Here is a 16818-nt window from a genome sequence, read left to right as displayed (position 1 = left end):
ACCATGAGTAGCATATTCATTCCTGATAAATTTTCACAATGCTATAACATAACTGCCTACAAATTCCGACATATACTTTTGTGTGCTGGCTAGCAAATAGAGATTCAATTTCTAGTATTAGGAAAAATTTTACCTTCAATTTTTAGGTAATACTAATTCTTACATACTAAAAAATAATCCTAAATACCTAATTTGCTAAGCCTTGCAATCGTCGGAAATGGCCACTGAGTAATCATTCAGTGCCTAACCCTAGCTAATTCCATACTTATTACAGGAGTGAAGATCATTGAAGAAAATAGGCAGGCTATCATTCGTTGCAAAAAATCTGATCATCTCAGCAGTTAGCATTGTGTTGATTGGTGTCATTCTGCTCGTCAGCAGTTATATCACACAACGATCGATTCTAATCGATCAGCTTCACGGACAGATTCAAGCCGTCACCGATACGTTTGCTCAGGGCATTACGTCACAGCAAGTTCAACAGGCAATGACTGAAAAAAGCTACGAAGGAACCGTACAAAGCGAATTGCGCTCCTATCTGGATAACGTGAACAAATACAATCCAAATATCGCGCAGGCTTATGTATTTGGTACCGAGCTAGAAAATGGTAACGGTACACAGCTTGTAGCTGTTCCAACCAAACTGATGGAAGCCCTCAAAGAAGGCAAGGTTAACATCGGTGATATGTACGAGCAGCCACAGACGATTGTTGAAGGTATTCAGGAAATGCTGAAAACGGGTCAAACTACCTTTACTAGCTTCTATAGCGATGATTTTGGTCTGTGGACAACGATCCTTTACCCTATCAAAGACTCCAACGGTAAGATTTTTGCTTACTTTGGTGTCGATGTAGATGCAAGTGCTGTACCAGATGGTCTGCACCAGCTTCTCATCCGTGGGATCACCATTATGGTTATCTTCCTGATTATTATCTTCGTACTGCAATTCTTCATTGTACGTCGTACACTGTCTCCAATTCGTGAGCTAATACGCGGGATTGAAGAGGTCAGCAAGGGTAATCTGGATATTCATATCAAAACCGGTAAGGACGATCTCGGAATTATTAACCAGAAGTTCAACGAGATGGTCGCGAAAATGAATAGCGTTATCGTCAATGTACAATCGGCTTCCAAGCAGGTTACTGAATCTGCGAAAATGCTGATGGACAGCGCCTCCGATCACAGTAGCCGTTCGCTTAGTCTGGCAAACAGTGTTCAGGATATCGCAGACGGTATGAAATACCAGGAAGCTGCTACAGAAGAAACAGCTAAAGCGATGAATGAAGTCTCTACAGTTATTAGTACAATTGCGAAAAACTCGTCCACAGTTTCGGATGAAGCCTTTGCGATGGAGCAAAAGTCAGCGCATGGTAATGAGATTGTGAGCGATGTTACGAAGCAGATGTCGCTGATCTCAACTTCCGTGCATGAGACAGCTAAAGCAGTTGAATTGCTGGAAAGCCGTTCACAGGAAATCGGAAATATTCTCGGTATTATCACAGGCATCTCCGGTCAAACGAACCTGCTTGCACTGAACGCATCCATTGAGGCTGCACGTGTCGGTGAGCATGGTAAAGGCTTTGCGGTCGTTGCTGGCGAGGTACGTAAGCTGGCTGAGCAATCCGCCGATTCTGCGAATCAGATTAGCACATTGATCGTTGAGATCCAAAACGAGATTCAAAATGCGGTAACCTCGATGAAAAAAGGAACAACCGAAGTGGAGCATGGGATGTCAATCGCGGATCAAACAGGCAAGCTGTTTGCTGAGATTCACCTTGCAACCAAAAAAGTAACCGAGCAAATTCAGGATATCTCCAGTGCAACACAGCAAATCTCCGCCGGAACGGAAGAGATGGCTGCAACTACAGAGAACCTGAGAACAACAGCGAATGTCGCTGCTGCCAACAGTAACAAAGTATCTGAAAACCTGGAAGGTCAAAAAGCAACGGTTGTCTCTACGTCTGAAGCAGCGAATCAGCTGTCCAATATGGCGGAGCAACTGCAAGAGCTGATCTCCCATTTCCATGTTCGTAAAGCAGATTAAAAAGAGTACGCCACTTCGCACCAGACACTAATTTAATGGTTCCTTCTCCTGTACAGCCAGGGAAAAGAATGCCCTCCACATTGCGCTGGAAGGCATTTCTTTTCTACAGGTGTATAGGAGAAATCATATAATCATATGTGTATATGAAACAAAATGTAACAACGCAACTCTCTTTTCAACTGTGCTTATACAACCTACAGTTCATCAACTTCATTTTAAAGGAGAGATCATTATGTCCTCACCAGAAAATATTCGTCCTGCCAATAAGCCGGTTCAACTTCCTGCTCTGCAAATTCCACTTGATCATGCCCGTCAGCATCAAAAGGATACATTTGCAATCCATCGCTTTGATCTTGGTCAAACGATCGCTGGATATGTAGCTCGTCTTGAAGCTGGTTTGCAGCAGCAAAGTCTGCTACTCGCCGCTTATCTGGGATGGATTCATCGCATGTCCGCTGAATATGAAACTGCCGTCTTGTTTGCTTCTAATAAAGGAACCTTTCCCGTGTCTGTGTCTTTTGAAGAGTCTCCTTCCTTCGAAACGATCGTCCAGCAGGTATATGCTCAGCTAAAAGAAGGCAAGTCCGGACAACGGGTTCAAGGTGAAACCGTGTTTAGCTTCGGTCAGACAATTCCAGCACAACCAGGACAACTGATCAACTGGACAATTGAGCCGCAGCCTTCTTCATTAACGATGGTGGTGGAATATAATGACTCTCTATTGAAGCCTGCAACGATTGCTCGCTTCTCTACCTACTATATTCGCTTGCTGGAAGGATTACTTGCTGATCCACAGCTTCCGGTAGGCGCTGTGAACATTTTGAACCCCGAGGATGAAGTGCTGTATTCTGCGCTCAACTATACAACCGCGCCGTATAACAACGAATTGACGTTTCATGGTGCATTTGAAAAAGCGGCATTTCTGCATCCAGAGCGTCCTGCAATCAGCTTCCGTGATACAACCTGGACGTATACACAGCTCAATGAGCAAGCCAACCAGATTGCACATCATCTGTTATCCAAAGGACTTCGTAAAGGGGAATTTGTTACGATGTTTCTCGATCGCAGTCTGTACAGTGTGGTCAGCCTGCTTGGCATTATGAAGGCTGGGGGTGTGTATGTGCCAGTCGATCCTGCCCATCCTGATGACCGCAACCATTATATCGTACAGGATACACGCTCTGCCTTTGTACTCACACAGAATGAGCATTATCACAAGGTACATGAGCTGACTGCGGGGATCTCCACTCTGCGCGGTATCGTTCCGATCGAATCGGTTCATGCTGCTGGAGCGGCTACATCGAATCCAGATGTCGGTGTACTGCCAGATGAGCTGGCGTATGTCATCTACACCTCCGGTTCAACAGGTAAGCCAAAGGGAACATTGATCGCTCACCGTGGTGTAGTCAATCTCGGTCAGGTGCTGAATGAGCAATTTGAGATCGTACCACAGGATATTATGGCTCAATTTGCGAGCTATAGCTTTGATGGCTCGGTATGGGATACGATTGCTCCTCTGTTCCACGGTGCTCACATGTACATGCTGGATGCGGATGAGCGGGTATCGATCGAAGAGTTTGCCGTAGCGATTGAGCGTACACAGACGACGATTGTTACAGCATTACCTACCGTTTTCTTTAATCAGCTGTCTGCCTACCTTTCCCCAGAAGGCTACGCTCGTCTACACAGCCTGCGCCTTCTCGCTGTCGCTGGTGAAGCACTGTACGGCGAGCGTGTACGTGCATTCCAGCAGAAGATCGATCAAACCGTACATGTTGTAAATGCCTATGGTCCGACAGAATGCACCGTCTGCGCTACGATGCACAAAGTAAGCGATACACTGCCAGAGCATATCGTCAATGTACCGATTGGACGACCAATTAATAACTACGAAGTATGGATTATGAATGATCAGCAAATGCCTTGCCCGGTTGGTGTACCTGGTGAAATGTATATCTCCACAGTCGGTATCGCCAAAGGCTACCTGAATCAACCTGACAAAACAGCAGCAGCTTTCGTAGATCATCCTCATATTCCAGGCGAGAAGCTCTATCGCTCCGGCGATCTAGCGAAGCTGTTACCAGACGGAACCATCGAATATGTAGGACGTCGTGATTCTCAGATTAAAATTCGCGGTCATCGCATCGAAATCGGTGAAATCGAGGATAATCTGAACAAATACGAGGCGATTCAGGATGCTGTTGTTGTAGCGAAAAAAGATGCTTCCAATCAAAACATGCTTGTGGCTTACTTTACAACGAGTGATGGAAGCAAGCTGTCCCCAGCGGCGATCAAGCAATTTTTAGCTGATCGTTTGCCTTCATACTTTGTACCGAAGTTTGTATGTCAGCTCGATGAGATCCCGATCTCACCTACAGGCAAAGCAGAGCGTAAAAAGCTGGTTAACTATCCGAATACCGAGCTTGCTGAGCAAGCTGTAGGCTATGTAGCACCTTCAACGGAGACGGAGCAGCGTCTTGCCGCAGCATGGTCTGAGGTGCTGAATCGTGAGCAGATCGGTATCCATGATGACTTCTTCTCGATCGGTGGCGACTCCCTGCATGTTATCCATGTACTGGTACTACTCAAATCCGATTATCCAGGGCTTAAAATCGCCGACTTCTTTGAATGTAAAACGATTGCTGCACTCGCAGCCCGTGCTGAGCTTCCTGGTGGCGGTCAAGCAGATATTCTGCCATTTACACCATCCTGTGAGCTGATCGATCTGGTGGAATTCCCGGAGCGTGTAAATGTCGCTGCTCCTCAGGAAATGCTAAAACCAACAACAGGCGTGCTGCTTACTGGTGGTACTGGCTATCTTGGCTCCTATCTATTGTATGAGCTGCTCCAACGTAGCGAGGCGCACATCTATGCGCTGGTACGTAAATCAGGTAATGCCAGCAGTCTGGATCGCCTCAAGTCGACAATGGAGCTTTATTTTGGACGTAATATGCTGACCGGCTTCGACGAGCGGGTGACGGTCATCGAGGGCAATCTGGAGCAACCTGGACTGGGAATTAGTGCAGCGGATCATGAACTGCTCGCTCACAGCATGGATGCGATCATTCACAGTGCAGCCGATGTGCGTCATTTCGGTGATCCGGAGCATTTCCGTAAAACGAATATCCTGTCAACCAATGAGCTGCTGAAGCTGGCAACTGTGCGTAAAGGCATTCGCTTCCATTATGTATCGACAATGGGGATTCCAGAAGACCTGTCTCTGGAGGGCAAATGGCAGCAAGTTATAGAAGCGGGGACCATTCCAGATTCACTACGCGCGGAGAACGTATACACCAACAGTAAGCTGGAAGGTGAGAAACTCGTACTGCAAGCAGCAGAGCAAGGACTGGCTATTAACATTTACCGTGCAGGTAATCTGTCCAGCCATTCGATGAGCGGTAGCTTCCAGCGCAATATCGACAGTAACGCCATGTACCGGATGATTAAAGCTATGCTGCTGCTTGGTAAAGCTCCTGCTGTTGATCAATGGATGGACTTTACACCGATCGATTATGCTGGACGTTCCATCGTGCACCTGGCATTACAGCCAGATACCGCAGGTCGTATCTTCCACATCTGCAACCCGCAGCAGTTGCTGTACAGTGATCTAATTGGATTGATTAATGACGCTGGTTACCCGGTCGAGCAGCTTCGTCAGGATGCGTATCATAACTGGCTACTCGATAGCTCGATCAGCAAGCCTGCAGAGGCTATGCAGCTGGCCATGGCACAGCTAGAGGGTGACGGAGCACGTCAATCACCCTATCGTCTGGCTAACCCACTGACAGCGCAGCGTCTTGAACAGGACGGTATCAGCTGCGCGCTACCTGATCTGACATTTATTCAAGCGATGCTGTCCTATGCAGCTGGTATTGGTTATTTCCCAGAGCCTGTAGCAGAGCTCAAAGCGACTCCTGCAACATCAGACAGCACGTCAGCTGATGAGCCTGTGTCTTCTCGTTCTTTGAATGCTTAATTCTATATGTACTATTATCTATCATTATTGTTCAACTGAATGATACGAATATACCTAAAAGGCTCCATTGGTTATAATCAAAGGAGCCTTTTAGAACATTCATCTATCCAGCTATGCCATTCAAATAAACGTCATTTACCGATTTCTAATTATGGTTCGCTTCCAGCTCCATTCACCACAGCCTGGCATCCCACTCGATATCGACGTCATAATCCTTTTACGTGTCTCAATGACTTATGCTAACTAACCAGCTCATGTAGAGTCGATGGCTTATTTATCTCGAAAGCAGTTCTTGTCTAAGCCTAGTACTAATAGCACTCTGTTGCTTTTGTACCTTTATATCTACATTTTAAAAGTGTATTGTCTCCATTCAAGCAATAGGAACGTAAAATCCTATATATTGATAGAAAATTTAGTTCAGATTATAAAATATTAGTTATCGAAATGGATTTTATCATCCGCATACTAGCCATTTTTTAATACGACACCTTCTATAGGTCTCCCTTCACTTCTTCTTATAACTCATTGAATATATATGTACATAATAAAAGTATCGAAAATTCGCTTTACTTTCATATATTACGACAAAATATTACAAATAATATTAATTATTGCTTATTGTGTCGAAAAAAGTTATAATTTAATAGAAATTACTGATTAATAAGATGATTTATGGGTAATAAGACTTAAATCCTTATACCCACACTTGCGAGGAGCTATATTATTAATGAAAAGTTTTAACCTTTTTAAAACCTGGAAAAAATCGGCCGTATCTGCAACCATTCTTATTCCTATTCTATCCGCTGCAATTGTAGGATTTCATTATTCTAATCATACATCTACCGAACAACGCTATCTCGTTCAATATTCCACGATCCAGGCAAAGGAAGCTATTGCTAATGTTTCCGGAGCAGGACACACTGAATTTTTCAATCATCTGGACATGGCAGCATTAAGCTTGAATGACAAGCAAAAGGAGCAGCTTGCTCAAACCTCTGGCATCGTCAGCATTGAGCCAAGCGTTACGTATGCTTCCGCAGCACAAGCGTTCACACCTGATGTTAAAGCTATCACGGTACAGGGCAATGAACAAGCGTCTTGGGGTTATGGCACCGTTGATGCTCAGCTCGCTCTACAAAAGGGCTATACAGGCAAAGGTGTGAAGGTAGCTATTCTCGATACAGGCATCTCCAATCACTCCGATCTCAAGATCGCAGGTGGCGTATCGGTCGTTGATTACACCTCCTCCTACGCGGACGATAACGGTCACGGAACATTCGTTGCCGGCATTATCGGAGCACAAAATAACGGCAAAGGTCTGATCGGTGAAGCACCGGATGCAAGCCTGTATGCTGTTAAAATTTTGGATAATCAAGGAAATGGCTCGACAGAGCAATTAGCTGAAGGTCTGAACTGGGCCATCCAGAATAAAATGGATATCGTGAATATGTCGATCGCATTCCCACAAGCTTCACCAGCCGTTCAACAAATGCTTCAAACGGCACATGATCAGGGCATTCTCCTCATCGCTGCTGTAGGTAACAAGGGTACAGCTGATGTACAGCAGGATACGGTAGAGTTTCCAGCTAAGGCTAACAATGTGATCGCTGTAGCCGCTATTGATGATAGTCTGTCTCGTCCAACATTCTCGGCGACAGGCCCTGAAGTTGATGTAACTGCACCTGGCGCGCACATCGTAAGCACAGCTAGCACAGGCAAATATGAACTGCGTGACGGTACTTCGGTTGCCGCTCCATTTGTAAGTGGTATGGCGGCAGTGTTAAAACAAGCTTATCCACAATTAACTAATGACCAGCTACGCAGCCTGATCGAGCAAAACAGTGTCGATCTCGGCACACCAGGCAAGGACAATATTTATGGTAATGGCATGATCAGCTTCCAGCATGTATTTGATGGAGCTACTGCAAAATAAGATCGTACCCCCTACGATCCTATCCCCTACCTGTACCAGTCAACACACGCTTTACGCTAATCGAAGCTAAATAAATGACCTGCATTTCTTATTATGATGAAAATCATACAATATAACAGAGATTGTACAAAAACCCACTTTCCTCAACAACGATTATTGAGGGAAGCGGGCTTTTATTGTGCAGCTATATCTAATCAAGCGGTTAAATATCACCGACCGATACACTCTGACGGAGCCACTGCATTTCATTGTCCATGATCACATAATCTGTCCAGTTCAGCTCTTCATTGACCCAGTTACGGTAATCTCGAACTTGCCGATACAGACGTTCCAGACACATCTCTGACGGTGTCACCATCAAGGATTGCATAGCGGATAGGAGCTGTTCAGGCTTGCGCTGCGCGTGCTCCAGCATATGTACTAGCAGCTTTTGCCCGGGATATAGCATCTCGTTATGAGCGAGAATAAGGCGTCCACCGAATAATAGCAGATTCATAATCGACTGATGCAGTACATAATGCTCCTGCTGAACGAGCGCACGCTTACACTCCAGATACCATGCCTCAAATTGGGCATAGAACCGATTGATATTCGCCTGCTTGAGATGTAATGGATACTCGGTAATCTCGTTGATCAGGCTGCGTAATTCAGGTAAATCAGAGAACACGATCACTGCACCCATAAAAGCAAAGCGCGCCGGTTCACTACCTGCTCGTGCTACCTTTTGCAGATAACGTGGGGAAATGTAGCGCCCTGTAATCTGTGTATCCTCTACAGCAGGATCTGTCATTTTATAATGCAAACGTCCATCCTGTAGACGTGCTTCAAATTCCTCATCTGACACCACAATGATCACATTCAGCTCTGTACCCGCAGCCCCACTATAGCTGCCTTCCTCTCCTGCTAAAAGCAGAGCCAAAACGGAAGGATCATGCCTTAGCTGCTCGCTCAAATGGGACAGATGCTCCGAAAAGATACTCATCAAACTCCTCCTTCTATGGCGCATAGGCCAATACATATGAGCCGAAATCGATCCGACCCTTGATCTATATGGCGTCCTTCTTCTATATTCTGCTCTGGCTCGCCAGGTACAGCACCGTATTTTATTAGTACAAATGAAGCTGTGTTGTATACGTATTGCTTACCGGAGTTTATATAGATGGGCGCTTGCATGTCGCGACTCATCACACCAATTTTATTTACTTCCCTTAATTGATAATGATTATCATCTTCAATTAATAAAGTCATTGTATAGCACGTTTCACCTTTTGGCAAGAGATTGTGAGCAGATTGTGTCCCGATAGGAGTTCAAGTCCATCTTTGCGTTACTCATTTTGTAACAAAATAAACAGGCAAGCCCGACGATTGTAATGGATACCCTCATCAGACCTGCCTGTTTACTTGCTTATTATTTTCATTTGTGAATCAAGCTAAGCCTCATTTGGAAATATGGCGATGTGTATAGACAATAGGCACGTCTCCATATCCTCCTGTTGAGGATCAATTAAGCTTTAGGGTGAATCATTTTGGAAGGTACAACATATTCGTCGAATTGCTCCTCTGTCAGCAGACCACTTTGCAGTGCTGCTTCACGCAGAGACAAGCCTTCCTTATGTGCATGCTTGGCGATTTTCGCAGCATTTTCATAACCGATGTACGGATTCAATGCCGTAACGAGCATCAGTGAATTGTCCAGATTGAACTGGATTTTGTCCACATTCGCTTCGATCCCTACCGCACAATGATCATTAAACGAAATGATCGAATCGGCTAGCAGGCGTACGGATTGCAGGAAGTTGTAGATAATTACTGGCTTGAATACGTTCAGCTCAAAATTACCCTGACTCGCTGCAAAGCCGATTGTAGCATCATTCCCCATAACCTGAGTAACGACCATAGTCATCGCTTCGGATTGAGTTGGATTGACTTTACCTGGCATGATCGAGCTACCTGGCTCATTGGCAGGGATCGTCAGCTCTCCTAGACCGCTACGAGGGCCGCTTGCCAGCCAGCGCACATCATTGGCAATCTTCATCAGATCGGCTGCCAGCGCCTTCAGAGCGCCGTGTGCGTACACTACTTCGTCATGACTGGTGAGTGCATGGAATTTGTTTGGAGCGGAGACGAACATTTTACCCGTCATATCAGCGATCTTCTCAGCAACGAGGCGACCAAAGTCTGGATGAGCATTAATGCCTGTCCCTACTGCTGTACCGCCGATCGCTAGCTCCTTCATTTCGCTGGAGCTGTGCAGAATCATACGGCTAGTTTTGTGCAGCATCGCTTCCCAGCCGCTAATTTCCTGACCAAGTGTGAGCGGCGTTGCATCCTGTAGATGGGTACGACCGATCTTGATCAGGTTCATAAATTCCTTGGATTTGTTCATCAATGTATCCTGTAGCTTGGTGATCGCAGGCAGCAGATCATTTTCAACTGCCAGTACACCTGCTACATGGAGTGCAGTCGGGAATGTATCATTGGAGCTTTGCGACATGTTCACATCGTCGTTTGGATGCAGACGATCGCTTTTGCCTGCTTGCTCCAGCAGTTGATTACCACGATGAGCGATAACTTCATTGACGTTCATATTGGACTGTGTGCCGCTTCCAGTTTGCCATACGACAAGCGGGAAGTGCTCATTCCATTGTCCTGTCATAATCTCGTCAGCTGCTTTTACAATTGCATCTGCTTTATCCGCAGACAGCTTACCAAGCTGCTCATTCGCCAGTGCTGCTGCCTTTTTCAGCATTGCAAAAGCATAGATCACCTCAACCGGCATTTTTTCGCCACCGATTTTGAAGTTTTCTTTACTGCGCTGGGTTTGTGCTCCCCACAGCTTATCGGCAGGAACCTGAATTTCACCAATCGTATCTTTCTCTACACGGTATTCCACTGAACAAGTCCTCCTTATAGGTCGAATCGACTATTATCGTACCACGGATCAAGGCTTCGTTAAACCTTTATAATTGTAACGCTTACAAGGTATAAAAATCCACCTGTTTTCGTTAAAATAGATGGATCTTGCTTAGCGTATCGGATTCACTATACGATTGACTATCCAGACTATAATCGCGCTGTATCGCACTATTGATAACGCGAACATGCTGTATACGATCCCATCGTACTGCTTCATTATCCTACATATGTAGCTTCATTTGCCATTGAGTATTAGCGCCTTTAACGCGGCGAATGACTTCTTTCCAATGGCTGTGCAGGCACGCACCAATCGATCGGCTCCATCCCCTGCTGCTGTAAAAAGGCATTAGCACGCGAAAATGGACGACTCCCGAAAAATCCACGATGAGCAGATAGCGGGCTTGGATGCGGAGACTGAATAATAAAATGACGACTACGGTCGATATTCGCCCCTTTGCGCTGAGCATGACTGCCCCACAAAATAAACACAGCAGGCGTTTCACGCTGATTAACCGCCTCCACTACCCGATCAGTAAAGGCTTCCCAGCCCTTGTTCTGATGTGATGCTGCCTGTCCACGACGCACGGTAAGTACAGCATTTAGCAGCAGGACGCCCTGCTCTGCCCAGTGCACAAGCGAGCCATGTCGTGGCGCTGTGCAGCCCATGTCCTCGTGTAGCTCTTGGTAAATGTTTTGCAGGGAAGGTGGAATAGCCACACCCGGCTTGACCGAAAAGCTGAGCCCATGCGCTTGCCCTGGTCCATGATAAGGATCTTGTCCCAAAATGACCACCTTCACCTCTGACAACGGTGTATAATGAAGCGCATTATAGATGTCATACATGTCTGGATAGATCGTCGTCGAGCGATACTCTTGCGCAAGGAAACGTCGTAATTCCTGATAATACGGCTTCTCTAGCTCAGGCTCAAGCACCTCTGCCCAATCATTATGAAAAATTTTGCTCATACGAAGCGCTCCCTTCTCTCCATTTTAAGAACCATACTCATTCCTCTTATTCATCCATACTATTCTCTGTTTCCATTATCAAAAAAACGAACGTCTCTGTCAAAAATAGTACATATTCGCAGTACAAGCATACCAGGTATAACACGCATAGACATAGCAAACAGGCATAGCATACAGCTACTCACTTCCGATGAAGTCTGCTGTCTGCTATACCTGAGAATCGTTTAAAGATGACGGATAGCCTATCTATTTATTTAGCTCATTGCCTATGAAGCAGCCTGATTCGAGCTTGACGAGTAGTACACCAATCTAGCATTACAGCGGCTTCTTTACATTACAAACCGAACATTACAAGCGAGAATTCAGGAACACTTCCATGAAGTTCTTAAAGTCATGACTCACACTGTTTAGCTTATCTACCAGCTCACTGAATTCATTCACAAGTCTTGCTTGCTCTGTAGAAGAATCCGCTACAGCAGAAATTTCACGTTCCATTTGCAAAATCGATTGCTGGACGCTACCGAGCGAGCTTTCGATGTTTTGAGTTGCGTTTTTCGTATCCACGGATAGCTTGCGCACTTCAGATGCAACAACGCCAAAGCCTGCTCCTGCTTCGCCAACGCGAGCCGCTTCGATTGCAGCGTTCAGACCTAACAGATTTGTCTGCTCTGAAATTTCGCGGATAAAGCCGGTAACCTGATTAACCTCTTTGGAGTTTTCTACCGCTTTACCTGTGTTCGCTTGAATCTGGCTTGCTGTCGCCGACAATTGCTGAGACTGCGCTGCCAGCAACTGTACCATATCGCTAAGCTGTTTGCTAATACTCTCAATATCAACGGTCACATTCGCCATAAATGTATTGTGCTGTAATGTGTACGCTGAAGCAATCGCACCTACGATATTTCCGTGGCTATCTTTCAGCGGTACCGACGTTGCATCCAGTTCAAAGCCATAAGCAGACGCAGGTACGCGGTTCACCGTTATAACGCCATTTTTCAGGGCATTGTTCAGGTTTGGATCGTCCTTTGCAATCGGTGTACCCGGACGAAGACCAAGATCAAGTTCCTTGGCTGGCTTGTAATATTTGAATTCATGCAAATCGGTTACGCCCAGCATCAGGTCATCGCCAACAACATGCTCAAAATACTTCATACTTTCAATAACCATATCAACTATACTAACGTTTTCAATCGCTTTTGCATCGCTTTTACCATAACCTTGTTGGGTCATTGTTGTATCACTCCTGTTGTTCTGTCTTTCTGATCATCGTTTGTCTGTAGTCTGTACACCAAATGTTAACAGATAGATCGTGCTATCTGTCATTATGCTTAAACGTATCAAGCCAGCATACCGATGAATCAGCTATGCATGAGGAAGACGATGTACAAAGCTTGCTGGATCTTTCGCAGATAACTCTGCTCGTCTGTAGTCCATACACTTACTTAATTTATTTCGACCAAATCCAACTCATTTTTAATAGCATACAAATTTATTTTTCGTAATATGATATTTGTGAATCATCTTTCATGCAAGAAATGGATAAGTAACTAGGTGTTTGTCTTTTTCTATTATCTTTAATTATTAAAAGACTAGACACCCATTTCTATTCCTTAAAAGGATACATACAAAATCGATTGTAAAATGGTAGCGTTATCTATAAAATTTTTTAGTTTTTTTTGAAAGACTCATTTTGACATTCATAATCACGATTTTTATACCATATCTAGTTTTATCACTTTGTAAAAATCAACATATTGGTTTGGTTTTATCTTTGCTTCTTTGTAAAGCGCAGGTTAAACAAGCTTAGCCCCATTGTATGTTGTTTGGAATTGTGGTAAAAACTAAATATAGTTAATTTCACGTTTGCGGTTTGCAGCGTGAGATTTACCGGCACGCCCCTATTCTGCTCGCAGAATATCGCAGCTTGTGTCAAGCAATTTGTACGCACAAATAAACATCCAGCACGGGGTGTACATATGGCTGTTTATGGGTAATGTACACATATGCATATCCCGATTGCACTGGTGTATTGTCGCCGGCAAGTTGCCGTATGCTAGGGCAAAACCATATATATCTATTTTGAGGAGGAAGACAGCAATGAAATTTTTCTTGGACACAGGTAACCTTAACGAAATTAAACGTATCGCTCGTCTCGGTATCGTAGATGGAGTAACAACTAACCCATCTCTGATCGCCAAAGAAGGCCGCGTTTTTAAAGATGTTATTGACGAAATTTGTGAAATCATCGATGGTCCTGTAAGTGCTGAGGTTGTTAGCCTCGATGCTGAAGGCATGCTGAAAGAAGCTCACGAAATCGCAAAATGGGCTCCAAACATCGTTATCAAGCTGCCAATGACTGAAGAAGGTCTGTACGCTTGTAACCAGCTTTCCAAAGAAGGCATCAAAACAAACGTAACGCTGATCTTTACTCCAGCTCAAGGCCTGATGGCTGCTAAAGCTGGCGCTACCTTCATCAGCCCATTCGTTGGTCGTCTGGACGATATCGGTATCGACGGTATGCAACTGATTCGTGACCTGCGTCAAATCCTTGACACTTATGGTCTGAAATCCGAAATCATTGCAGCAAGTATCCGTAACCTGGAGCACGTAAGAGCAGCAGCTCTGGCTGGTGCACACATCGCAACAATCCCAGGTACACTTGTTCCTACACTGTGGAAACACCCTCTTACTGACAGCGGTATCGAGCGCTTCCTGAAAGACTGGGAAAGTGTTCCACAAGCTAAAGATCAAGTTAAAGAAGAAGCAAGCACAAAATAAGAAGCCATTGAAGCTCTCTTGATTCACTTTTAACGAGGTGAATACAATGGGGAAAGTAACAGTATGCTTCACTTATGAAACCACACACCCAGCGGGAATCGTTTTGATTCCCGCTTTTTTTATTGCAAATTTTAATTGCATTAATTATAATTGCATTAACAACTAATTATCAGGATCGTCGTTTTACGCTATTTTTGTATTACGCAAAGGAAGAAAGGAGCTTGAGGTATGACCTTGCAAGAGCTGGATTCGATCGGCTTTCTTCTTGGCAGTACGTATCGCAGAGTGAGTAATCTATTCGCTGCCAAATTGAAGGAATATGATATTACACCGGAGCAATGGGGCGTGCTGTATTACATTTGTGCGCAGGAAGGTATGAATCAGAAGGAGCTAGCTGCTCATGCGTATAAGGATCAGCCTACGACCGCACGTATTCTGGATGTACTGCATCGCAAAGGACTGATTCGTAAAGAGATTGATCCGCATGACCGCCGTGCCTTTCTCGTCTATCCAAATGAAGACGGACGCGCACTGATGCAAAAGGTTCATGCGCTAGAGGCGCAGCATAATCAGGAAATTGCTGAGCTGATCACACCGGAGCATATGGAGCAGCTCAGCCAATTGCTGCATGAGCTACGCTCACGTTTGGAAGAAGCATAAGCTTGATACTCTGAGATCAAGCGACCGTGTATTTTATAGGAAATGGAGATTTGCACTATGGAACAAACAAAAACGGCTATCCCCTCACAGGAAGCTGACGGAGCTGTCAAAGGCCCGGTCGCTCGTCTGTGGACAAAAGAATTTCTTGTCTTAACCGCATGTAATTTGCTTGTATTTTTGAATCTGCATATGATTCTATCCTCGCTCCCGCTCTATATGAGGGAGCATTTTAATGCCGGTGACTTTTATGTCAGTCTGTGTACCAGCCTGATGGCGTTATCAGCTATCGTATCTCGCCTCTTCTCTGCTAAGGCATTGGAGCTAGGGAAACGTAATATCATTTTATTTGGTGGGCTGGCGATTGCGCTACTCGGAACGGTCGGCTATTATTTTAGCGCTTCGATCATTGCACTGCTAGTTATGCGTGTTATTTTCGGCTTTGGCTTCGGGATGTACAGTACGACCTTCCCAACGATGGTATCAGATATCATTCCGCGTAATCGAATGGGTGAAGGTATGGGCTATTTTGGCTTATCCACTACGATCTCGATGTCGATGGGTCCGCTGATCGGGATGTGGATCGAGAAGCAGTACGGCTTTACACCGCTCGTTGTGCTGGGTTCACTGTTTATTATGATTCTGTTCCCACTCGCTTACAGCCTGATATCAGGTAAGCATCGAGCGAAAGAAACTGATCACTCACAGATGCAACGTAAAAGCATTGTATCGACACAACAGTCAACTATACAGGCTGATTCGCAGGCATCTGCTAATCCAGCAGCTATGGCGGCAAGCCAGCACGATTCGGCTGTACAGGCAGCTCAATCGATACACGCTGCTTCAGCCCAAGCCTCCACGACATCACGTCAAACATCCAGCTTTGAACGCAAGCTGTTATTACCGAGCTTACTTAATTTTCTGATGTCTGTAACGTATGGTGGATTGGTCAGCTTTATCGCTCTGTTCGGCAGTGAAGCGCATATTGCGAATCCAGGGTATTTCTTCCTGTTCAATGCTCTTGCCGTTATTCTCATTCGTCCGTTCTCCGGTAAGCTGTATGATCGTTTTGGGCCAAAGGCTTTACTCGTTCCCGGTGCGATTCTGTTGATCGCGGGTCTGTTACTGCTTTCAATGGCACATTCGACACTTGGCTTGTTAGCTTCCGCACTCTGTTATGGACTTGGCTGGGGAGCATTACAACCAACGATGCAAACATGGATGATCCAAGTCGTGAACCCTCATCAACGCGGCATGGCAAACGGAATGTTCCTTAACTCGCTTGATCTGGGTGTCGCCCTTGGCGCAATGATTCTTGGTACGATTGCCAGCGCGACAAGCTATACATCGATGTATCGTTATTCGGTCATTTTTATCGTGCTATATATTGTGATCGGTGCAATCTATATGGTACGTGCCAAAAAGACACCTGCACAGCAAAGCCCTTCTATCCATATCAAAGTGGACTAAAACCAATTCACGCTCATTGCAATTGAGCTAATTGTTGTTTATACAAATGTTCAAATAAAAGAAAAACGACTATCTCCT

10 protein-coding genes are annotated in these 16818 nt (G+C 45.1%); 6 read left to right on the top strand and 4 right to left on the bottom strand.

Going from position 1 to position 16818, the window contains the following annotated elements; translation table 11 throughout:
* Positions 1-286: 286 nt before the first annotated feature.
* The 3 genes from IEX62_RS16045 (at position 287) to IEX62_RS16035 (ending at position 7953) form a co-directional block, all read left to right on the top strand.
* Complete coding sequence (locus IEX62_RS16045) at positions 287-2044, top strand: methyl-accepting chemotaxis protein (RefSeq protein WP_188776554.1); 1758 nt, start codon at positions 287-289, stop codon at positions 2042-2044.
* A gap of 232 nt (positions 2045-2276) precedes the next feature.
* On the top strand, positions 2277-6020 hold the full coding sequence (locus IEX62_RS16040; protein ID WP_188776553.1) for a non-ribosomal peptide synthetase family protein: 3744 nt from the start codon (positions 2277-2279) through the stop codon (positions 6018-6020).
* Between the two features lie 727 nt (positions 6021-6747).
* Entirely contained in the window at positions 6748-7953 is a 1206-nt protein-coding gene (locus tag IEX62_RS16035) for a S8 family peptidase (RefSeq protein WP_188776552.1), read from the top strand.
* 202 nt (positions 7954-8155) lie between these two features.
* On the opposite strand, the gene IEX62_RS16030 is transcribed toward IEX62_RS16035, so the two are convergent.
* From IEX62_RS16030 to IEX62_RS24035, 4 genes are all read right to left on the bottom strand, one after another.
* A complete protein-coding gene (locus IEX62_RS16030; RefSeq protein ID WP_188776551.1) occupies positions 8156-8935 on the bottom strand; it encodes a type 2 periplasmic-binding domain-containing protein in 780 nt (259 codons plus the stop codon).
* Positions 8936-9457: 522 nt separating this feature from the next.
* Positions 9458-10846: a class II fumarate hydratase gene (gene fumC / locus IEX62_RS16025; protein ID WP_188776550.1), complete on the bottom strand. Its 1389-nt coding sequence runs from the start codon at positions 10844-10846 to the stop codon at positions 9458-9460.
* 284 nt (positions 10847-11130) lie between these two features.
* Positions 11131-11835: a uracil-DNA glycosylase gene (locus IEX62_RS16020; protein WP_188776549.1), complete on the bottom strand. Its 705-nt coding sequence runs from the start codon at positions 11833-11835 to the stop codon at positions 11131-11133.
* A 348-nt stretch (positions 11836-12183) separates the two neighbouring features.
* The gene (locus IEX62_RS24035; protein ID WP_188776548.1) at positions 12184-13065 is read right to left on the bottom strand and encodes a methyl-accepting chemotaxis protein; all 882 of its coding nucleotides are present in this window, start codon (positions 13063-13065) and stop codon (positions 12184-12186) included.
* An 867-nt stretch (positions 13066-13932) separates the two neighbouring features.
* Between IEX62_RS24035 and fsa the strand changes: the two genes are divergently transcribed.
* The 3 genes from fsa (at position 13933) to IEX62_RS16000 (ending at position 16740) form a co-directional block, all read left to right on the top strand.
* Positions 13933-14613, top strand: coding sequence for a fructose-6-phosphate aldolase (fsa, locus tag IEX62_RS16010; protein WP_188776547.1), 681 nt, complete (start codon positions 13933-13935; stop codon positions 14611-14613).
* A gap of 228 nt (positions 14614-14841) precedes the next feature.
* On the top strand, positions 14842-15273 hold the full coding sequence (locus IEX62_RS16005; protein WP_188776546.1) for a MarR family winged helix-turn-helix transcriptional regulator: 432 nt from the start codon (positions 14842-14844) through the stop codon (positions 15271-15273).
* 57 nt (positions 15274-15330) lie between these two features.
* Positions 15331-16740: an MFS transporter gene (locus IEX62_RS16000; protein ID WP_229685852.1), complete on the top strand. Its 1410-nt coding sequence runs from the start codon at positions 15331-15333 to the stop codon at positions 16738-16740.
* Positions 16741-16818: the final 78 nt, after the last annotated feature.

The sequence above is a fragment of the Paenibacillus hunanensis genome (genome assembly GCF_014645615.1).
GTDB classification, from domain to species: Bacteria; Bacillota; Bacilli; order Paenibacillales; family Paenibacillaceae; genus Saccharibacillus; species Saccharibacillus hunanensis.
The sequence above is the reverse complement of the archived record's forward strand: the minus strand, read 5'-3'. Positions and strand labels throughout refer to the sequence as shown.

What these genes read in the sequence shown, in the direction of transcription:
- IEX62_RS16040 (WP_188776553.1), top strand. Translation starts at nt 2,277, where the DNA reads ATGTCCTCACCAGAAAATATTCGTCCTGCCAATAAGCCGGTTCAACTT.
- IEX62_RS16035 (WP_188776552.1), top strand. Translation starts at nt 6,748, where the DNA reads ATGAAAAGTTTTAACCTTTTTAAAACCTGGAAAAAATCGGCCGTATCT.
- IEX62_RS16030 (WP_188776551.1), bottom strand. Translation starts at nt 8,935, where the DNA reads ATGAGTATCTTTTCGGAGCATCTGTCCCATTTGAGCGAGCAGCTAAGG.
- IEX62_RS16020 (WP_188776549.1), bottom strand. Translation starts at nt 11,835, where the DNA reads ATGAGCAAAATTTTTCATAATGATTGGGCAGAGGTGCTTGAGCCTGAG.
- IEX62_RS24035 (WP_188776548.1), bottom strand. Translation starts at nt 13,065, where the DNA reads ATGACCCAACAAGGTTATGGTAAAAGCGATGCAAAAGCGATTGAAAAC.
- fsa (WP_188776547.1), top strand. Translation starts at nt 13,933, where the DNA reads ATGAAATTTTTCTTGGACACAGGTAACCTTAACGAAATTAAACGTATC.
- IEX62_RS16005 (WP_188776546.1), top strand. Translation starts at nt 14,842, where the DNA reads ATGACCTTGCAAGAGCTGGATTCGATCGGCTTTCTTCTTGGCAGTACG.
- IEX62_RS16000 (WP_229685852.1), top strand. Translation starts at nt 15,331, where the DNA reads ATGGAACAAACAAAAACGGCTATCCCCTCACAGGAAGCTGACGGAGCT.